Here is a 16,334-nt window from a genome sequence, read left to right on the forward strand (position 1 = left end):
CCCTACCCAGCTGGCTCCACTTCTACAATCAGCACAGGCGCCACTCCGCGATCGGAGCCCCACCCATCAGCAGACTCAACAACCTGCCTGGACATCACAGCTAGGTCGGGCGGACGCCCCCTCGTGCCGGTCGTCGTCGGATCGACGCCGTTCGCGTGAGGCCGTTGGCGCCGAGCATCCCGATGGCAACGGCGACTGCGAGGCCGAGCAGACCGGGCCCCGCGGGGTGCGAGGCGCCCGTCGCCGAGAGCAGCGCGACCTGTGCCAACGTGAGGAGGACGAGCCCGGAGGCGAGGTTCACACGACGCAGGTCAGCGGCGAACGGCTGCGCATCGCGCCGACCCACGACCATTCCGATTCCGCACGCGATCAACTCGGTGAACGAGATCGCCGCCAGCGCAATGCCGACTCCGAGCGGGGAGGATGCAACACGCTCCGCGTCGAGGGAAGCCGGAATGCCGGTGAGGCCGCAGATCAGGCCGAAGAAGATGAGGGCCAGACTCACGCAGCGCGATGTGCGTGCAACACGCACCTCGGGCTGGGAACGCCGCCCCCGTCCTGGTCCGGCAACGAGCAACAGGCGAGCTTTCGCGGCGAGCAATCCCGCGCTGACGGCCACGCTGCCGAACAGGAACCAACTGGGAGCAGCGAGTACGAGGGCAGCCTTCGCACCGATCAGCAGCGCCGTGGGCAGAAGTGACGCCCGACCGAGCAGGACGAGACGCGTGCCACGGTTGCGGAGTTCGAGGCGGATCTGCTCGACGCGGGTGAGCGGGGTGGGCGACCCGGCGCCGTTCGGCGAGCCGTCCGGCGCCGGATCTCCGATCACGCGCGCGACCGCACGCCGATGATCGTCGCGGCCGCGGCGAGCGCGCCGATGACCGCTACCCCGATGGTGATCTTCTTCGTCTTCGACATCGCTGCTCCTGTTCTCCGTTCGTGCAGTTGACTCCTTCAGGTTCGCCGAGCGGATGCTCCGAGGCGTCGTCCACGTGCATCGAGCCTCCTACTGCGCTCGCAGTAGAGCGGGCAAGGCCCCCGCCTGAGTCGCACGGCACGATGGGGCCGCCGCGAGAAGCGGCGGCCCCATCGTGCGTCCGGTCGGTCAGCCGACCTTGGAGAGCTCTCCAGATCCGACCTGCCGGGGCGCGTCGTCCTCTGCGACGTCGAGGGCGTGGCCCTCCACGTCGACCGACGGCATGGCCCGATCGAGCCAAGCGGGCATCCACCAGGCGGCTCGCCCCAACAGGGAGAGCAGTGCCGGCATCAGCACGAGCCGGACGATGAATGCGTCTGCCGCGACGCCGACCATGAGACCGAAGGCGATGGATGCACCGACCGAGAACTCGCTCGTCGCGAACCCGCCGAACACCACGACCATGATCGAGGCCGCCGCGATGACCACTGGAGCGCTGCGCGCGAAACCTTCGCGGATCGCGGCCTTCGGGTCCATGCCCTTCTTGTGGAGTTCCTGGATTCGGGAGACCAGGAAGACCTGATAGTCCATTGCGAGACCGAACAGCACGCCCACGAGGATGATCGGCAGCAGACTCAGCATCGGATCGCCCTGCGGCGCAGGAATCAACGCGTCCAGCCACCCCCACTGGAAGACCGCGACCGACGCGCCGAACGCGGCCCCCACCGAGAGGAGATATCCGGCCGTCGCAATGAGTGGGATGAGGATCGAGCGGAACAGCAGGACCATCAGCAGGACCGAGATGACTGCGATGATGATCAGGTACTCGATGAGCGCCGCGTTGAGCTGCGCGTCCTGATCGATCCCGATCGCGGTTTCACCGGTGACTTCCAAGTGCACGCCATCGTAGGAGTCGGCGTCGTCGCGGATGGCGTGGACGAGATCCTTGGTCTGCTGGTCGATCGGACCGGCTTCCGGGATGACGATGATCCGAGCCATCTCACCGGTGGAGCTGAGCTCCGCCGGCACAACCTGCTGCACTCCGGTCATCTCGGACAAGCCGTTCACCACCGCGGCAGCACGAGCGGCGACTTCGTCGCCCTCCGCGAGGACGATCAGCGGGCTCTGCACGCCGCCGAATGCATCGAGGATCTCCGTGTACGCGGCCCGCTCGGTCGAGTCCGGGTCGGCGCCGCCCGGCACCGAGAGCGCGGTCTTCATCTGGAACATCGGGAGTGCGATCACGACCAGCACCGCGATTCCGGCGACTGCCGAGATGATCGGTCGCTTCACCGTGAGGCTGCTCCACCCGCGGATGAGTCCCCGCCGCTGCCGGCCGCCTTCTTCCAGGAACTCGCCGCGATCGAGCGCGACACGCTGCCGCGTCGAAAGCATCCGACGGCCGAGGAGCCCGAGAACGGCCGGCAGCAATGTCAAGGCGATGAGGACGTCGACGAGTACGGCGAAAGCCGCTGCAATGCCCATCTCCGTGATGACGGGGATGTTGACCACCACCAGGCCCACGAGGGCGACGATGACGGTGAGTCCGGCGAAGAGTACGGCAGTACCGGCGGTGCCGGCGGCGCGCGTCACCGCGTCGGGGACGCTCGAGCCCTTCCGGAGTTCCAGTCTGAAACGCGAGATGACGAAGAGCGCATAGTCGATTCCGACGGCGAGTCCGATCATCGCGGCGAGGATGATCGTGTTGTCGCCAATCGGCGTGAGCGCGCCGTACGCAAGCACGCCGACGAGCCCCACGCCGACGCCGAACACCGCGAGCAACAGGTTGACGCCGGCGGCGAGCAGCGAACCGAATGTGAGACCGAGCACGACGAGCGCCATGATCACACCGACCGCTTCGCCGATGCCCGGTGCGGGAGCACCGAGCGGCACGAGGTTCCCGCCGAGCTCGATTCCGAGGTCGGCAGGCGCCGACTTCAGGAGTTCGAGCGCTGCGGAGTAGTACTTCTCCTGCTGTTCCTCGCTCAGTTCGCCGTAGTGGATCGTGGAGACCGCGACGTCGAGTTTCGGGGAGAGGTACGGCTGCTGCGCGTTGTAGGGGTCGGAGACCGATTCCACGCCCGGGAGGTTCGCCGCATCGGCCAGCACTGCGGAGATCGCGGAGACCGTCCCCGAAGCGGTCACGTCGCCGCTGTCCGGAACGAAGACGAGCTGCAGATCCGCGCCGGCGGCGGCGGCGGAATTCGGGAACGCATCATCCATCCTCTCGAGCGCCTGGGATGCATTCGTATCGGGCATCGAGTCGGTGACGGCGCCGGGCGAGCCATTCGCGGTGCCGACCGCGAGTACGCCCACAAGGGCGGCGAAGATCAGCGCCCAGACGCCGACCACCGGCCAGCGGAAGCGGGCGGCGAAGCGCCCGATCTTTGACAAGAAAACGGACATGGGGCTCCTCGGGTGACGCAGTTGATTCGGATCGACCCCAACGTTCCCCGAATGGGCCGCAACCTGAATCGTCCGGTCGGAGCGACGGCTCTACTGCGTTCGCAGTAGTGCGTCGCAGATGCCGGCGAGGTCTACTCCGAACGCAGTAGAACCGTCGCTCCCCCTGCACGACGACCGAACGAGGACGGCTCGCCAAGCTGGCATGGACATCGAGGAGGAACCCATGAATCCATCAGTGAAGAGCCCCCAGGCCACGGACGAGCACAGCCCGATGGTGAAGCCGCGGCCCACCAGAGCCGCACCCGTCCGGCATCGAGTGCTGCTGCTGACGTCCGTTCTGCCCTGGGCGGCGCTCGCGACCGATCGGTGGGCGACCGAGCGAGCCGAGCGATGACCCGCGTGCTGCTGTACCCGCTCGCTGCCGCCTACGTTGCAATCGAGATGACGCTGTTCGTACTCGTCGCTGGGGTCATGCTCACGGTCATGCTCGCCTACTGGGTCATCCGGTCCGGTGCACGCCTGATCCGACGGTTCGCCGCGGCGACAACCGCCAGCGACGAGTACCGGGGCTGCACGCTGCCGCTCACCACTGATCCGCTCGTCCCGCGAGTCAAGGTCGGCTGAGATCTGACCCCGTTTCATCGGACGAGAAGTCGACCCCTCCGGGTTGTTGTTGGTCACTTGCCGCCGGTCGGCAGGTTGTGAGGAGCTCGCGCCGGCTCCGGGTCACGCCAGCACCATGCTCAGGATCGTCTTCGAGAAACTCGATCCGCCCGGTGTCTCACTTCGGATTCCATATTCCTGTCGGATCGATCGCCCGGTTGATTCGGCGGCTGATCTCGGCGAGTTGTCGGATCTGCGGTTCCGAGAGCGGCCCGAACACGAGTTGCTCGACGAGAGCGTGATGGGCCGGCGTGGATTCGGCAACTGTCGTTCGGCCGGATTCAGTCAGCACGGCAAGCGTGAATCGGCCGTCCGCGGGGTCGATCTCCCGGCGGACGAGTCCCTTGGACTCGAGTCTCGAGATCGCCCGCGAGAGACGCGAGAGCGTACTGCTCGCATACCCGGCGAGCGTGCTGATGCGCAGTGCGCGCTCCGGTGCACCGTCGAGCGCGTAGAGCAGCCCGTGCTCGAAGTGCGTCAGCCCGCTGTCGCGCGTGAGCTGCGCATCCAGTGCGGCGGGGAGCCGCTCGAGCAACGTCGCGAGCGCAGCCCAGGCTTCAAGACGGACTCCGCTCAGCGCCGGCGGTTCGGTTGGAGTCGACATGCATCGAGGCTATGTCACCGCATGAGGACGGCACGCACGGCGCGCCCATGACTTGCTTGAGCAAGTCAATCGGAGTACATTCACTTGCCTGGGAAAGTCATCCGACGAGCCTGAGCAACGAAGAGCGGCGCCGAGGGCGCCGACGCAAGGAGATGGGTAGTGGACCTGCAACTACAGGGCAAGAGGGCGTTCGTGAGCGGTTCGACGCAGGGGATCGGGTTCGCCGTGGCCGAGCGACTCGCCGCCGAAGGTGCCCGAGTCATCGTGAACGGCCGGTCGGCCGAGCGAGTGGATGCAGCAGTCCAGCGGCTGCGGGCCGCACACCCCGGGGCCGAGCACTCGGGACTCGTCGCGGACTTCACCGCCGCCGACGAAGTCGACGCCCTGCTCGGCGAACTCGGTGAGGTCGACATCCTCGTCAACAACGTCGGGCTGTTTGGGCTGGCGACGTTCGACTCGATCACCGACGACGATTGGGCGCGATACCTCGAGGTCAACCTGTTGAGCGGTGTCCGCCTCTCCCGGCACGTCGTGGCAGGGATGCTGCAGCGTGGTTGGGGCCGGATCCTCTTCATCAGCAGCGAGTCCGGCGTGAACGTGCCTGCGGACATGATCCATTACGGCGTGACGAAGGCCGCCATGATCGCCCTCGGCAATGGGCTCGCCAAGCTCACGCGGGGCACGGCCGTCACGGTCAACACCGTCCTCGGCGGGCCGACGTACTCGGACGGCGTCGCTGCGACGGTCGAGTCCATCGCCGGCTCACAAGCCGCACCGGTGGATGCAGTGAAGGGCGCGATCATCGGGGCGAACGCGACGACCCTGCTCGAACGCTTCATCGAGCCGTCCGAGATCGCGAACCTCGTCGCCTATCTCGCGAGCCCGCTCGCCTCGGCGACCAACGGGGCGGCGCTACGCGTCGACGGCGGGGTGCTGACCTCGATGCTCTAACCGTGCCGAACCTCGGACCGGCGGGTGCAAGACGCGCCCGCCGGCCGACTTCACGGCTGCGACACCTCGAGGTCGACGATCGCGGCCACGGAGCGAACCACAGCGGCCCGATGCGAGACGATGCGCTCAGGGCTCGACGGATCGGACCCGTCGGCGGCGAGCAACCCCTGCGGCGAGAGCACCCACGCTTGCGCGATCGAATACACGATCACCAGCAGATCGACGGCCCGACGGGCACTGCCGACCCGCGTGGCGACCGCGAGCGTCTTCTCGAGATACGCACCCATCGGCTCGGACGCGACGGCCGGTCGTTCGAGCTGCGCCCACAGGCTCACGCGCAGCGCAGTCGGGTCCTCGAGATGGAAGTCGAACAACCGCCCGGCCCACTCCGCGAGCGAATCCGGCGTCGGCGGCACCGCCGCCGCCATCGTTTCGACCGCCGAGCGCACCGCCGCATCGAACAGCCCGGACTTGTTCCCGAAGTACGCATAGATCATCCGGACGTTCGAGCCCGCCTCAGCGGCGATCCGCTCGACCCGCGCACCTGCCAGCCCGACGGCGGCGAACTCCGCCAACGCCGCCTCCAGAATCCGAGCACGCGTCGCCTCCGCATCCCGAACCACCATCACGCTTCCCTCCATCGCTTGACGCCGCGTCCGGCACGGCCTAGCGTATTGGTAAATGAATACTTACTTACATCGCGATCCCGAAGCCGCCCGGATCACCCGCGCACTCGCCATGACCCCCGCCTCCTCAGCCCGCGAGCGGACCATCGACATCACGACGATCGGAGCCCGCACTGGGAGCGCCCGGCGCATCGAGGTCTGGTTCTATCGCGTGGACGGCGAGATCTACCTCACCACTTCCCCGGCACGACGCAGCTGGTACGCGAACCTCCTCCGCAACCCGGACTTCACGTTCCACCTCAAGCACGGCATCCGAGCAGACCTCCACGCGCACGCCGAACCGATCCGCGACGCCAACACGCGCGCGCACGTGTTGGGCTCGATCATCGATGACCTCAATCAGCCCCGGAACCCGGCCGGCATCCCCCAGCCCGTCGAACCGCTCGCCGCCTGGCTCACGGGAAGCCCGCTCATGCACATCACCTTCCCGGCCGGAGCAAACTCATGACCGCACGCTCGATCGCCATCGTCACCGGCGCCAACCGCGGACTCGGGCAGAGCATCGCACTCGCTCTTGGCCGCTCAGGGCACCAAGTCGTGGCAGCCCACCGCCCCGGCAGCGACATCACCGAAACGACTGATCTCCTGACGGCCGAGCACATCCCCCACCTCACGTGGGCCGTCGACGTCGCCGACGTCGACTCACTCAGCGAGTCCACCCTCCGGCTCCGGGCGGCGCTGCTCCTGAGTTGGGACTCCGACCACGTCGACGTGCTCGTCAACAACGCCGGAGTCGGCAGCTTCGGAATGTTCGACGAGGTCACTTCCGATGAGTTCGACGCACTCGTCGCCACAAACCTGCGCGGCACGTACTTCACCTCGCAGGCACTCCTCCCTCTGCTCGACGGTCGGGGGCACATCATCAACGTCACGACCTCGCTGACTCGCCACGTCAGCCCCGCAACCTCGATCTACGCCGCATCCAAGGCCGCGATCGAGACGTTCTCGCGCAGCCTCGCCGGCGAACTCGGCCCCAGAGGCATCCGCGTGAACACCATCGCCCCCGGCCCCACCGCAACGGACTTCAACGGCGGTGCGATGCGAGACGACGCCGACCTCCGCGCGGAACTCTCGACCCGAACCGCCCTCGGACGCGTCGGCCATGCCGACGAGATCGGCGACGCCGTCGCCGCACTCGCCTCCTCGAGGATGCGCTGGGTCACCGGAGAGCGCATCGAAGTCTCCGGCGGCGCGTACCTGTAACCGCCGCTCCCCGAGCATTCGAGCGAATCAACTCGCGTCACCCAAGCCGCCAGGAATAGGCCGTAGTCGATCGAGAGCGGTCGAGACCGTGCAGCGTCTTGACTGCCTCGCCGATCACCGCGACGTCGCGAAGCACCGCGTCGTAGGCCATCCGGGCGACCTTGCTGCGACTCATATTTGCGGTAGCGGCTGCGACGCATCTTGGCGACAGCGCCGGCACCACCTCAGCGCTGGCGTCACCTACGCGTGCAGCAAGCCCGTCCCTCTTGTGAGCTCCTTCGATCTCGGTGGAGACCGGGCCGGTGCGGCGAACTTGCCGCACTGGTCCGGTGATCCGGTTCAGACGGTGGCCGGGCTGCCGTAGGGGGCGACGATCATGGCGGTGAGGTCCATCGCGTCGCTCATGCCGAGGCCCGCGCCGAACATCGTGTTGCGCGCGTCGACGGCCGAGCCCTCGACCTCGTAGAGGGTCGCATAGCGGAACGGCGCGGCGCCGCCCGGCTCCTCGGTCAGGCGCAGTGCCTTCGCCGAGACGAAGCCCGGGAGCTGGAGCACCTCCTGGACGTGCGTGCCCCAGTACCACTCGCGGAACTCGTCGTCGCGGCCCTCGACCGGGTTGACGAGGGCGATCAGCGTCTCGGCCATCAGGCGTTCACCGCCTCGCGCGTCGCGACGAGCGCGCCGTCGAAGTCGGTCGATGCGGACAACTCGCTCAGGATCTCGTGGAGCTTCCCGCGCCCGCCCGGGTTGAGCAGGAACTTGCGCGGCTTGCCGACGACGTTGGCGCCGTAGTAGTGGCTGTGCTCGGCGGAGAAGATCGACTTCGGGGCGAGCTCCGCCACCATGTCCATCCAGGCCTGCTCGTGCTCGGCGGTCGGCTCGAATCGGTCGAAGCCCTTCTCGCGCGCGTACACGATGGCGTCGGCGATCCAGTCGACCTGGTCCTGCGAGTAGCGGGGGTAGTTGCCGCCGCCGGCGCCGTGGGGGCCGCCTGGGAAGAAGAAGTTCGGGAGGCGGTGCGCGGCGAAGCCGGCGAAGTCGCTCGGGCCGTCCTCCCAGTCCGTCGAGAGGTCCAGACCGTCGCGGCCCCGGATGCCCATGCGGGTCAGTGCGCCGGTGCCGAAGTCGAAGCCCGTCGCGTAGACGATGATGTCGTACTCGCGGTGGCCCCCGGTGGTCTCGATGCCCGTCGCGTCGATCCGCACGAACGGGGTCTCCTTCAGCGAGACGAGCGAGACGTTCGGCTTGTTGAACGACTCGTAGTAGTCGTGGATGAACGGCGGGCGCTTGGCGCCGAAGAGGTGGTCCGTCGGGATGAGGCGCTCCGCGGTGGCCGGGTCCGCGACGATCGAACGCACCTTGTTCGCGAGGAATTCGCAGAACTCGAGATTCGCCTCGCGGTTGGTCGTCATGTCGTAGTAGTTCGACGTCAGTTTGCCGAAGCCGGGGGCCTTCCAGATCTCCTCGTAGAAGGCCTGGCGCTCCTCGGCGCTGTCCTCGGTCGAGAACTTCCCGGCCGGCGGGTGCATGAAGCCCGTCGGGTTCGCCGGGGAGGTGAGCTGCGCCGCGATCCGTTCGAAGTTGTCGCTGAGCCACCGCCGCTTCTCATCGGTGAGCGGGGCGTTGTTCAGCGGCGTCGTCCAGGTCGCGGTGCGCTGGTAGAGGTCGACCTGAGCTGCGATCTCCGAGATCACGGGCAGCATCTGGGCGCCGGAGGGGCCGTTGCCGATGATCGCGACGCGCTTGCCGGCGAACTCGAGCGGTTTGTGCGGCCAGGCGCCGGTGTGGTGCCCCTCGCCCTGGAAGTCGGCGAGGCCCTCGACCTCGGGGTAGTGCGGCACCGACAGGCCGCCGGTCGCGGAGACGACCCAGCGGGCGCGCACCGTCTCACCGGCCTCGGTCGTGATGTCCCAGCGGTTCGCATCGTCGTCCCAGACGGCCGACACGACGCGCTGACCGGTGCGGATGTGGCGGCGGAGGTCGAACTTGTCGACGACGTGGTTGAGGTAGCGCTCGATCTCGGGCTGCGTCGCGAACTCCTCCTCCCAGGCCCACTCGTCGAAGAGCTCCTTCGAGAAGAAGTAGCCGTACGTGTAGCTCTCCGAATCGAACCGGGCCGCCGGGTAGCGGTTCCAGTACCAGACGCCCCCGACGCCGTCGCCGGCTTCGAGGGTCTGCGCGGTGAATCCCGCCTCGATCGCCCGGTGGAGGGCGTAGATGCCGACGACGCCGGCTCCGATCACCAGTACTTCGACGTCGACGTCGTTGTCCGTCCTGCTCGTCATCAGGCTCGCTCCTGCTTCTCTGCTCTGGCCTCGGCCATCGCACAAAGCTAAGCACACGTGCTCAATACTGACAACCATCCCCGTGATCAGTGATTGTCGCCGCAACGTTATGCTTGCCTGAATTCAGCGCGTATGGTGAAATCCACCGATCACTCAAGGGAGAATGATGAACGCACCTGCTGACCTCCGATTCGACGGACGCGTCGCCGTCGTGACCGGCGCCGGCCGCGGCCTCGGCCGGGCCCATGCCCTGCTCCTCGCGGAGCGCGGCGCCGCGGTCGTCGTGAACGACTTCGGCGGCTCGAAAGAGGGCGTCGGCAGCGATCACGGCCCCGCCAACGACGTCGTCGCCGAGATCGTTGCGGCGGGCGGACGCGCGATCGCCGACACGAGCGACATCGGCGTCGAGGCGAACTGCCACGCGCTCGTCGAGGCGGCCGTCCGCGAGTTCGGCCGCATCGACGTCGTCGTCAACAACGCCGGCATCTCGCGCTGGGCGGCATTCCCCGACGCCGACGCCGACAACCTCGAGCGCACCCTCGACGTGCATCTGCGGGGAACGTGGCACACCACGCGGGCCGCCTGGCCGCACTTCGAGGCGCAGGGCTACGGCCGGGTCATCACGACCGTCTCCACGGGCATGCTCGGACTGCCGAACAACCTCGCCTACGCGACGGCGAAAGGCGCGCTGCTGGGCTTCACACGCAGCCTCGCCACGTCGGGCGCCCCGAAGGGCATCCTTGTCAACGCCATCGCGCCCAACGCGGTGACGCGTCCGAGCGAGACGACCGACAAGCCGAACATCGTCACCTCGTCGAGCATGGATGCCGCGCGTGTGCAGGCGATGGAGACCGGCCTCGTCTCCCCCATGGTGGCGCTGCTCGCGCACGAGTCCTGCCCGGTGAACGGCGAGATCCTCGTCGCGGGCGCGAAGCGCTTCTCGCGCTGGTTCTTCGGCATCACTCCCGGCTGGCTCGCCGACGACGCTCCCACCCCCGAGGAAGTCGTCGAGCACTGGGACGAGATCAACGATCAGGACGGCTACTACGTGCCGACGAGCCTGAACGACTGGGCCGGGCGTTTCATGGCGCACCTCGCCTGAGGGCGCTGCTCGGGCTCGCGATCCGGCGCCTGGATCGCGGGAACACGGAACGGGGGCGCGGGCTTCGGCCCGCGCCCCCGTTCCCCGTTCGGGTCAGCCCGTCGCGACGCGCGGATCGCCCGGCACGAGGGGGGCGCCGAGGCCGGCGCTCAGGAAGACGACGAGATCGTCGAGGAGCACGTCGAGCTTGGCCGCCTGCGCGCGCTTCTGCTGCGCGGACTGGTAGCGGGCGAGCGCATGGACCGCGCTCGTGAGGGCGACCCACCAGCGCTCGTCGAGCACCGCCGCCGGAACCTCGGGCAGCAGCTTGGCGAGCAGGGCCCGCAGCGAGACGACCGCCGCCCCCGTGTGCAGGCCCTGCGGCGCGAGCCCCTCGTAGCCGCCCTCCTCGGTGATGTAGAGGGAGAGGAACGCGAGGTAGTGGTTGTCCGGACGCACGTGGATCGCGAGCGGACGCACGAACGCGGCCACGACGTCGGCGACCGTCGGGACTTCGCCGCCGAGCATGAGCTCGGCGACCATGTCGGTGCGGATGCTCTCGCTCTGGGCGCCGCGCGACTCCATGAGCGCTGCGACGAGCCCGTCGCGATCGCCGAAGTGGTACTGCACGGCCGCGTGGTTGCGCTGGCCGGCCGCGACTCCGATGTCTCTCAGCGCGACGGCTGAAATCCCGTGCTCGGCGAACAGCCGCTCCGCGGCGTCGAGGATGCGCTGTCGAGTGGCCTCGCCGCGCACGTTCCCGCGCTCACCGGCAGGCCGGCGGGCGTTCGCGCGCGGCCGAGGCTCCGTCGCGGTTTGAGACATGACTAGGAATCTAGCGCGATCCTGATCCCGATCGGTGCCATTTCCGTGCCGGCCGGATACACGGTGCCGAACAACCCGACGGCCGCCGGCGCCAGCTGCGTCGACACCGCGTCCCACACAAGCTCGGTGCCGTCGGCACGATCGACCGGACTCGCCGCCGCAATGGCGACGACCGCCAGCAGGTCGTCGTCGTTCCCGTCGACGTGCGTGGCGAGCACGCCGCCGTCCGGTCCGACGACGACCTCGGGGTCCTTGATCAGGATGTCCATGAGGCCGCCGTGCGCGTGGAAGCGCACCCGCCCCTCGAACGAGAAGCGCCAATCGTCGCCCTCGCGGACGGCCCGTCGCATCGGGAACGAGAAGACCCCGCCCTCCCCTTCGACGGCGCCGCCCTCGACGGTGCAGGTGCCGCGGGCGATGCGCGTGACGTAGGTGATGAGCGAGTCGCGAACGGCCCAGTGGAGCGCGTCGACGGTCGCGGTCGCGGTCGCCATCGTCAGCTCCCGGCCGGCGGCCGGTGGTCGGCGGGGAAACCGGCCATGCCGTCCTCGAGTTCGAGTCCGAGGTTGCGGAAGGCGACGCAGTGCATGTCGTACGTGCCGATCGTGAAGACGAAGTCGATGAGCTGCTGCCGATCGAACTGCGCCTCGAGCGCGGCCCAGGTCTCGTCGGAGGCGAGCCGGTCCCCCGTGACCATCTCGTCGACCGCTCGGACGAGCGCGGCATCGGGAGCCGACCACAGCGAGGCATCCGGGCCCTCGGAGAGGGCGGCGATCTCGGCCTCGGTGAGCGCGCCGCTCGCCTTGCTCATCCAGACGTGCTGCGCCCACTCGTACTCGCCGTAGCCGAGCCAGGTGGTGCGGAGGATGGCGATCTCGCGGACGCGGTCGGACAGCGTCGAGCGACGGAGGTGGTTGGAGAAGGGCATCCAGCCCTTGATGAAGTCGGGATGCCAGGCGTAGATGCCGAGGATGTTCGCCTTCGGGCGCTCGGTCGAAGCGGGAGCCGCGCCGCCGGGCGCGTGGGAGCGGAGGACGGCGAACGCCTCGTCGACCTCGGCGGTCCAGTCATCGGTCGGGCGCGGCGGGACGCGCGGGGTGGTGGTGGCAGTGGTGTCGGTCATGTCGTTCGCTCCGCTCAGCCGATGAAGGATCCGCCGTTGACGGAGATGGTCTGGCCGGTGACGTACCCGGCGTCGTCGGACACGAGGTAGGCGACCGCGGCGGCGATGTCGGACCCGACGCCGACACGGCCGACCGGGATGTACTTCGCCATGTCGTCGGCCGAGGGGATCGTGCCCGCGGCACGCTTCTTGGCGACGCTCGGCGTGTCGACGGAGGACGGGGCGACGGTGTTGACAGTGATGCCGGCCTTGCCGAACTCGACCGCGAGCGCCTTCGTCATCGCCATCTGGCCGCCCTTGGAGGCCGCGTAGTGGGCCATGTTCGGGGCGCCGCGCTGGGCGCTCGACGACGAGATGAGCACGATGCGACCCCATCCGGCCTCCACGAGGTCGGGGAGCGCGGCCTGCACGGTGTTGAACGTGCCCGTGAGGTTGATGCCGAGCACGGTGTTCCACTGCTCGAGCGTCATCTCGAGGAACTTCTGCTGCGGGGCGACGGCGGCGTTGGCGACGACGACCGACACGGGACCGAAGTCGGCGCGGATCTCGGCGAGCGCGGCGTCGACCTGCTCGCGGTCGGCGACGTCGGCGTCGTAGCCGCGCGCGGTGCCGCCCGCTGCGACGATGTCGGCGGCCGCTGCGGCGGCGGTGCCGGGCGTGCGGCCGATGATCGCGACCGAGAAGCCGTCGGCCGCGAGCCGCTCGGCGATCGACAGTCCGATGCCGCCGGCGGCGCCCGTGACGAGGGCGACCTTGCGGCCGTGTGCGGCGTGGTCCGGGGCGGAGACCGGTGCCTCGGCGATCGACATTGCGTATTCCTCTCCATCGAAGAACCGAGCACCGCCCGTCGCCTGGCTCGTCGGTGAGGCGGCATCCGTGCGGTTCGGTCACAATTCTGTTGTTCAACGGAACGCATGTTCTGTTGAGCGACAGCACTAGGATCGCTTGCGCCTCACTGGTTGTCAAGCCACTGTGGGAGGCACCCACCGAACGAAGGCAGGCGATGAGCACCACGACTGATGCGGTCGAATCCAGCGAGACGAGCCGGCGCCGGCAACCGCTCGCCCGCGGCATCGAGCTCTTGACGTACATGGTCGAGAGCCCGAAGGACGCGCACGGCGTCCGCGAGCTCGCCGGTCGGCTCGACGTGAGCCCGAGCACCGCGCACCGGCTCATCACCGACCTCGAGAAGCTCGGGCTCGTGCGCCGCGCCGAAGTCGGCACGTCCTACCGCCTCGGACTCGAGTTCCTGCGCCTCGCGTGGCTCACGACCGACCGCTACCCCTCGCAGGAGCTCGCGCTCGGCGTGCTGCACGAGCTCGTCTCCGAGACCGGCGAGTCGGCGTTCTCGTCGCTCTACAACGAGCAGCGGCGCTCGATGATGTTCACGACCGCGGTCGAGTCGCCCCATCCCCTGCGCTACACCCTCCCGTTGCAGCAGTGGCTGCCGCTGCACGGCGGAGCCAGCGGGCTCGCGATCCTCGCCTACACCCCCGACGAGGTGCAGCGCGAAGTCGCGTACGGTCCGCTGACCAAGCTCACGCCCGACACGGTCACCGACCCGGAATCGCTGCTGGAGCGGCTCGCCGAGATCCGCCGGGACGGCTACGCCATCACGCACAGCGAGCGCATCGAGGGCGCGGTCGCGATCGCGGCGCCGGTGTTCGGGCTCACGCCCGGATCGGTCGCCGGCGCCGCCGGCATCTCGATCCCGGAGTTCCGGTTCGACCAGTCGAAGACGCTCGAGCTCGCGCACGCCGTGCGCCGGGCCGCCGACCGCATCAGCGCCAACATCAGCGGGCAGCGCCTGGACGCCTGACCCGCGCACGTTCCGCACACGCCGCGGCCCGGATGCTCTCGCAGCATCCGGGCCGCGGCGCTTCCGGTTGACATCGCCGACCCCTCCGGCGATACTCACTGTTGCGTACAACCGAACTGTAGTTCGCTTGTACGAGACACGGATCCCCCCGACAGCGAAGTTGAGGAACACCATGAGCGACTCCGACGCCGCCCGCCACGTCGTCATCATCGGCGCGTCCCTCGCCGGGACGCGCACCGCGCAGAACCTGCGGACCATCGGCCACACCGGCCCGATCACCCTCGTCGGCGCCGAGGCCGAGCTCCCCTACGACCGCCCGCCGCTGTCGAAGGACGTCCTGAAATCCGACTGGTCGGACGAAGTCGTCGAGGGCAATCGCCTCATCACCCCGACCGAACTCGACGAACTCGACGTCGACCTGCGGCTCGGCATCGCCGCGACCGGCCTCGACACGGTCGCCCGCGCGGTGCGCCTCGCCGACAGCACGACCCTCGCGTACGACGTGCTCGTGATCGCGACGGGCGCCGCCGCCCGGCCCTCCCCCTGGCGCCCCGAGTCGGGCGTCCTGCAGCTGCGCACCCTCGACGACGCCCGCGCCATCGCCGAGCGCCTCGCCCTCCGCGAGCCCGTCGTCGTCGTCGGCGGCGGCTTCATCGGCACCGAGATCGCCGCCGCCGCGATCGGCTTCGGCTGCCCCGTCACCGTCGTCGACCCCGTCACCGAACCCATGGCCCGCCTCGTCGGCCCCGAGATCGCCTCGAGCCTCGTCGAACTGCACCGTGCGAACGGCGCCGAGACCCGCTTCGGCGTCGGCGTCGTCGACATCCGCGGCACCGCCGGCGACCTCACCGTCGTCCTCGACGACGGCACCGAACTCGCTGCCTCGACCGCGGTCGTCGGCATCGGCTCGATCCCCGGCACCGACTGGCTCGCCGGCTCCGGCCTGACGCTCGAGAACGGCGTCGTCACCGACGGGGGCCTGCGTGCCGTCGGCGCCGACGACGTCTACGCGATCGGCGACGTCGCCCGCTGGCCCCACGCGGGCCGCGGCCTGCATCGCGCCGAGCACTGGACCAACGCGAGCGACCAGGCGCGCTTCGTCGCCGCCGCGATCGCCCAGGGCGCCGAGGCCGAGTACGCCTCCTCCGACTACGTCTGGTCGGACCAGTACGACTGGAAGGTGCACACCGTCGGCCACCGCGACCCGAACGGCACGTCGATCCTCGTCGGCGACCTCGCCGTCGACGGACGCGTCGCGGTCGTCCACGCCGACGCCGCGGGCGACGCGGTCGGCGTCGTCACCGTCAACTGGGTGCGCGCACTCAACCAGGCCCGCCGCCTGCTCATGACCGGCGGATCCGCACGGTCCGTCGCCGACCAGCTCGAGCAGCTCGCGCCACGCGCGGCCGCCTGAACGAGGCATCCGGAAGAGAAAGGAACCCCCGATGGTCTACGTGGTCACCGAAGCCTGCGTCGACGTGCAGGACACGAGCTGCATGCAGGAGTGCCCGGCCGACTGCATCTTCGAGGGCGGGCGGATGACGTACATCAACCCCGACCTCTGCATCGATTGCGGGGCGTGCGTCGCCGCGTGCCCGGTCGACGCGGTCTTCTACGACGCCGAACTGCCGGCCGAGCAGGAGCAGTTCATCGAGATCAACGAGCGATTCTTCGCCGAGATCGACACCCCGAAGTCCGGCCGCAAGGCCGGGAAGCTCGACTACGACGTCGACGTCATCGCGGACCTCGCACCGCGCAAGGAGGCCTGAACC

At 68.9% G+C, this 16,334-nt stretch carries 19 protein-coding genes and 1 pseudogene; 10 read left to right on the top strand and 10 right to left on the bottom strand.

Features of this window, described 5'->3' with window-relative positions; all coding sequences use genetic code 11:
* Positions 1 to 104 (top strand): annotated as a pseudogene (locus GB864_RS03055) (IS481 family transposase); the annotation flags it as partial.
* Here the strand turns inward: GB864_RS03055 and GB864_RS03060 are convergent.
* The gene (locus tag GB864_RS03060) at positions 101 to 829 is read right to left on the bottom strand and encodes a hypothetical protein (RefSeq protein WP_160422881.1); all 729 of its coding nucleotides are present in this window, start codon (positions 827 to 829) and stop codon (positions 101 to 103) included. The pseudogene GB864_RS03055 and the gene GB864_RS03060 overlap by 4 nt on opposite strands.
* A 276-nt stretch (positions 830 to 1,105) precedes the next feature.
* Positions 1,106 to 3,322 carry an MMPL family transporter gene (locus GB864_RS03065; RefSeq protein ID WP_160422882.1) on the bottom strand — a complete coding sequence of 739 codons (2,217 nt, stop codon included), beginning with the start codon at positions 3,320 to 3,322 and terminating at the stop codon, positions 1,106 to 1,108.
* Between the two features lie 223 nt (positions 3,323 to 3,545).
* On the opposite strand from GB864_RS03065, the gene GB864_RS03070 reads away from it, so the two are divergent.
* Positions 3,546 to 3,716: a hypothetical protein gene (locus GB864_RS03070; protein ID WP_160422883.1), complete on the top strand. Its 171-nt coding sequence runs from the start codon at positions 3,546 to 3,548 to the stop codon at positions 3,714 to 3,716.
* Positions 3,713 to 3,946, top strand: a complete 234-nt coding sequence (locus GB864_RS03075) for a hypothetical protein (protein WP_160422884.1) — start codon at positions 3,713 to 3,715, stop codon at positions 3,944 to 3,946. Before GB864_RS03070 ends, GB864_RS03075 begins: the two co-directional genes overlap by 4 nt.
* A gap of 157 nt (positions 3,947 to 4,103) precedes the next feature.
* Here the strand turns inward: GB864_RS03075 and GB864_RS03080 are convergent, their stop codons facing one another.
* On the bottom strand, positions 4,104 to 4,589 hold the full coding sequence (locus GB864_RS03080; RefSeq protein WP_160422885.1) for a MarR family winged helix-turn-helix transcriptional regulator: 486 nt from the start codon (positions 4,587 to 4,589) through the stop codon (positions 4,104 to 4,106).
* Positions 4,590 to 4,748: 159 nt separating this feature from the next.
* Here GB864_RS03080 and GB864_RS03085 point away from each other — a divergent pair, with 159 nt between their 5' ends.
* Positions 4,749 to 5,540, top strand: a complete 792-nt coding sequence (locus GB864_RS03085; protein WP_160422886.1) for an SDR family NAD(P)-dependent oxidoreductase — start codon at positions 4,749 to 4,751, stop codon at positions 5,538 to 5,540.
* A 50-nt stretch (positions 5,541 to 5,590) separates the two neighbouring features.
* Here the strand turns inward: GB864_RS03085 and GB864_RS03090 are convergent, their stop codons facing one another.
* Entirely contained in the window at positions 5,591 to 6,181 is a 591-nt protein-coding gene (locus tag GB864_RS03090; protein WP_202106947.1) for a TetR/AcrR family transcriptional regulator, read from the bottom strand.
* Between the two features lie 40 nt (positions 6,182 to 6,221).
* Here GB864_RS03090 and GB864_RS03095 point away from each other — a divergent pair, with 40 nt between their 5' ends.
* Together GB864_RS03095 and GB864_RS03100 are read left to right on the top strand one after the other, a co-directional pair.
* Positions 6,222 to 6,674: a nitroreductase/quinone reductase family protein gene (locus GB864_RS03095; protein ID WP_160422887.1), complete on the top strand. Its 453-nt coding sequence runs from the start codon at positions 6,222 to 6,224 to the stop codon at positions 6,672 to 6,674.
* Positions 6,671 to 7,429 (top strand): SDR family NAD(P)-dependent oxidoreductase, encoded by a 759-nt coding sequence (locus GB864_RS03100; RefSeq protein WP_160422888.1) that lies wholly within the window; start codon positions 6,671 to 6,673, stop codon positions 7,427 to 7,429. Before GB864_RS03095 ends, GB864_RS03100 begins: the two co-directional genes overlap by 4 nt.
* A gap of 339 nt (positions 7,430 to 7,768) precedes the next feature.
* Here the strand turns inward: GB864_RS03100 and GB864_RS03105 are convergent, their stop codons facing one another.
* Entirely contained in the window at positions 7,769 to 8,074 is a 306-nt protein-coding gene (locus tag GB864_RS03105; RefSeq protein ID WP_160422889.1) for a DUF4286 family protein, read from the bottom strand.
* On the bottom strand, positions 8,074 to 9,714 hold the full coding sequence (locus GB864_RS03110) for a flavin-containing monooxygenase (protein WP_202106948.1): 1,641 nt from the start codon (positions 9,712 to 9,714) through the stop codon (positions 8,074 to 8,076). Before GB864_RS03110 ends, GB864_RS03105 begins: the two co-directional genes overlap by 1 nt.
* A 166-nt stretch (positions 9,715 to 9,880) precedes the next feature.
* On the opposite strand from GB864_RS03110, the gene GB864_RS03115 reads away from it, so the two are divergent.
* Positions 9,881 to 10,816: an SDR family NAD(P)-dependent oxidoreductase gene (locus tag GB864_RS03115; RefSeq protein ID WP_160422890.1), complete on the top strand. Its 936-nt coding sequence runs from the start codon at positions 9,881 to 9,883 to the stop codon at positions 10,814 to 10,816.
* 93 nt (positions 10,817 to 10,909) lie between these two features.
* Here GB864_RS03115 and GB864_RS03120 read toward each other — a convergent pair whose 3' ends face one another.
* From GB864_RS03120 to GB864_RS03135, 4 genes are read right to left on the bottom strand one after another with little or no spacing between them, the layout of a single operon-like run.
* Positions 10,910 to 11,620 (bottom strand): TetR/AcrR family transcriptional regulator, encoded by a 711-nt coding sequence (locus GB864_RS03120; protein ID WP_160422891.1) that lies wholly within the window; start codon positions 11,618 to 11,620, stop codon positions 10,910 to 10,912.
* Positions 11,621 to 11,622: 2 nt separating this feature from the next.
* A complete protein-coding gene (locus GB864_RS03125; protein WP_160422892.1) occupies positions 11,623 to 12,114 on the bottom strand; it encodes an HtaA domain-containing protein in 492 nt (163 codons plus the stop codon).
* Between the two features lie 2 nt (positions 12,115 to 12,116).
* Complete coding sequence (locus tag GB864_RS03130) at positions 12,117 to 12,743, bottom strand: carboxymuconolactone decarboxylase family protein (protein ID WP_160422893.1); 627 nt, start codon at positions 12,741 to 12,743, stop codon at positions 12,117 to 12,119.
* 14 nt (positions 12,744 to 12,757) lie between these two features.
* Positions 12,758 to 13,552 (bottom strand): SDR family oxidoreductase, encoded by a 795-nt coding sequence (locus tag GB864_RS03135; protein WP_160422894.1) that lies wholly within the window; start codon positions 13,550 to 13,552, stop codon positions 12,758 to 12,760.
* A 194-nt stretch (positions 13,553 to 13,746) separates the two neighbouring features.
* On the opposite strand from GB864_RS03135, the gene GB864_RS03140 reads away from it, so the two are divergent.
* The 3 genes from GB864_RS03140 (at position 13,747) to fdxA (ending at position 16,331) form a co-directional block, all read left to right on the top strand.
* Entirely contained in the window at positions 13,747 to 14,562 is an 816-nt protein-coding gene (locus tag GB864_RS03140) for an IclR family transcriptional regulator (protein WP_160422895.1), read from the top strand.
* Positions 14,563 to 14,734: 172 nt separating this feature from the next.
* A complete protein-coding gene (locus GB864_RS03145) occupies positions 14,735 to 15,976 on the top strand; it encodes an NAD(P)/FAD-dependent oxidoreductase (RefSeq protein WP_160422896.1) in 1,242 nt (413 codons plus the stop codon).
* A 31-nt stretch (positions 15,977 to 16,007) separates the two neighbouring features.
* Complete coding sequence (fdxA, locus tag GB864_RS03150; protein WP_160422897.1) at positions 16,008 to 16,331, top strand: ferredoxin; 324 nt, start codon at positions 16,008 to 16,010, stop codon at positions 16,329 to 16,331.
* Positions 16,332 to 16,334: the final 3 nt, after the last annotated feature.

This window comes from Agromyces seonyuensis, from assembly GCF_009789225.1.
Lineage (GTDB): Bacteria > Actinomycetota > Actinomycetes > Actinomycetales > Microbacteriaceae > Agromyces > Agromyces seonyuensis.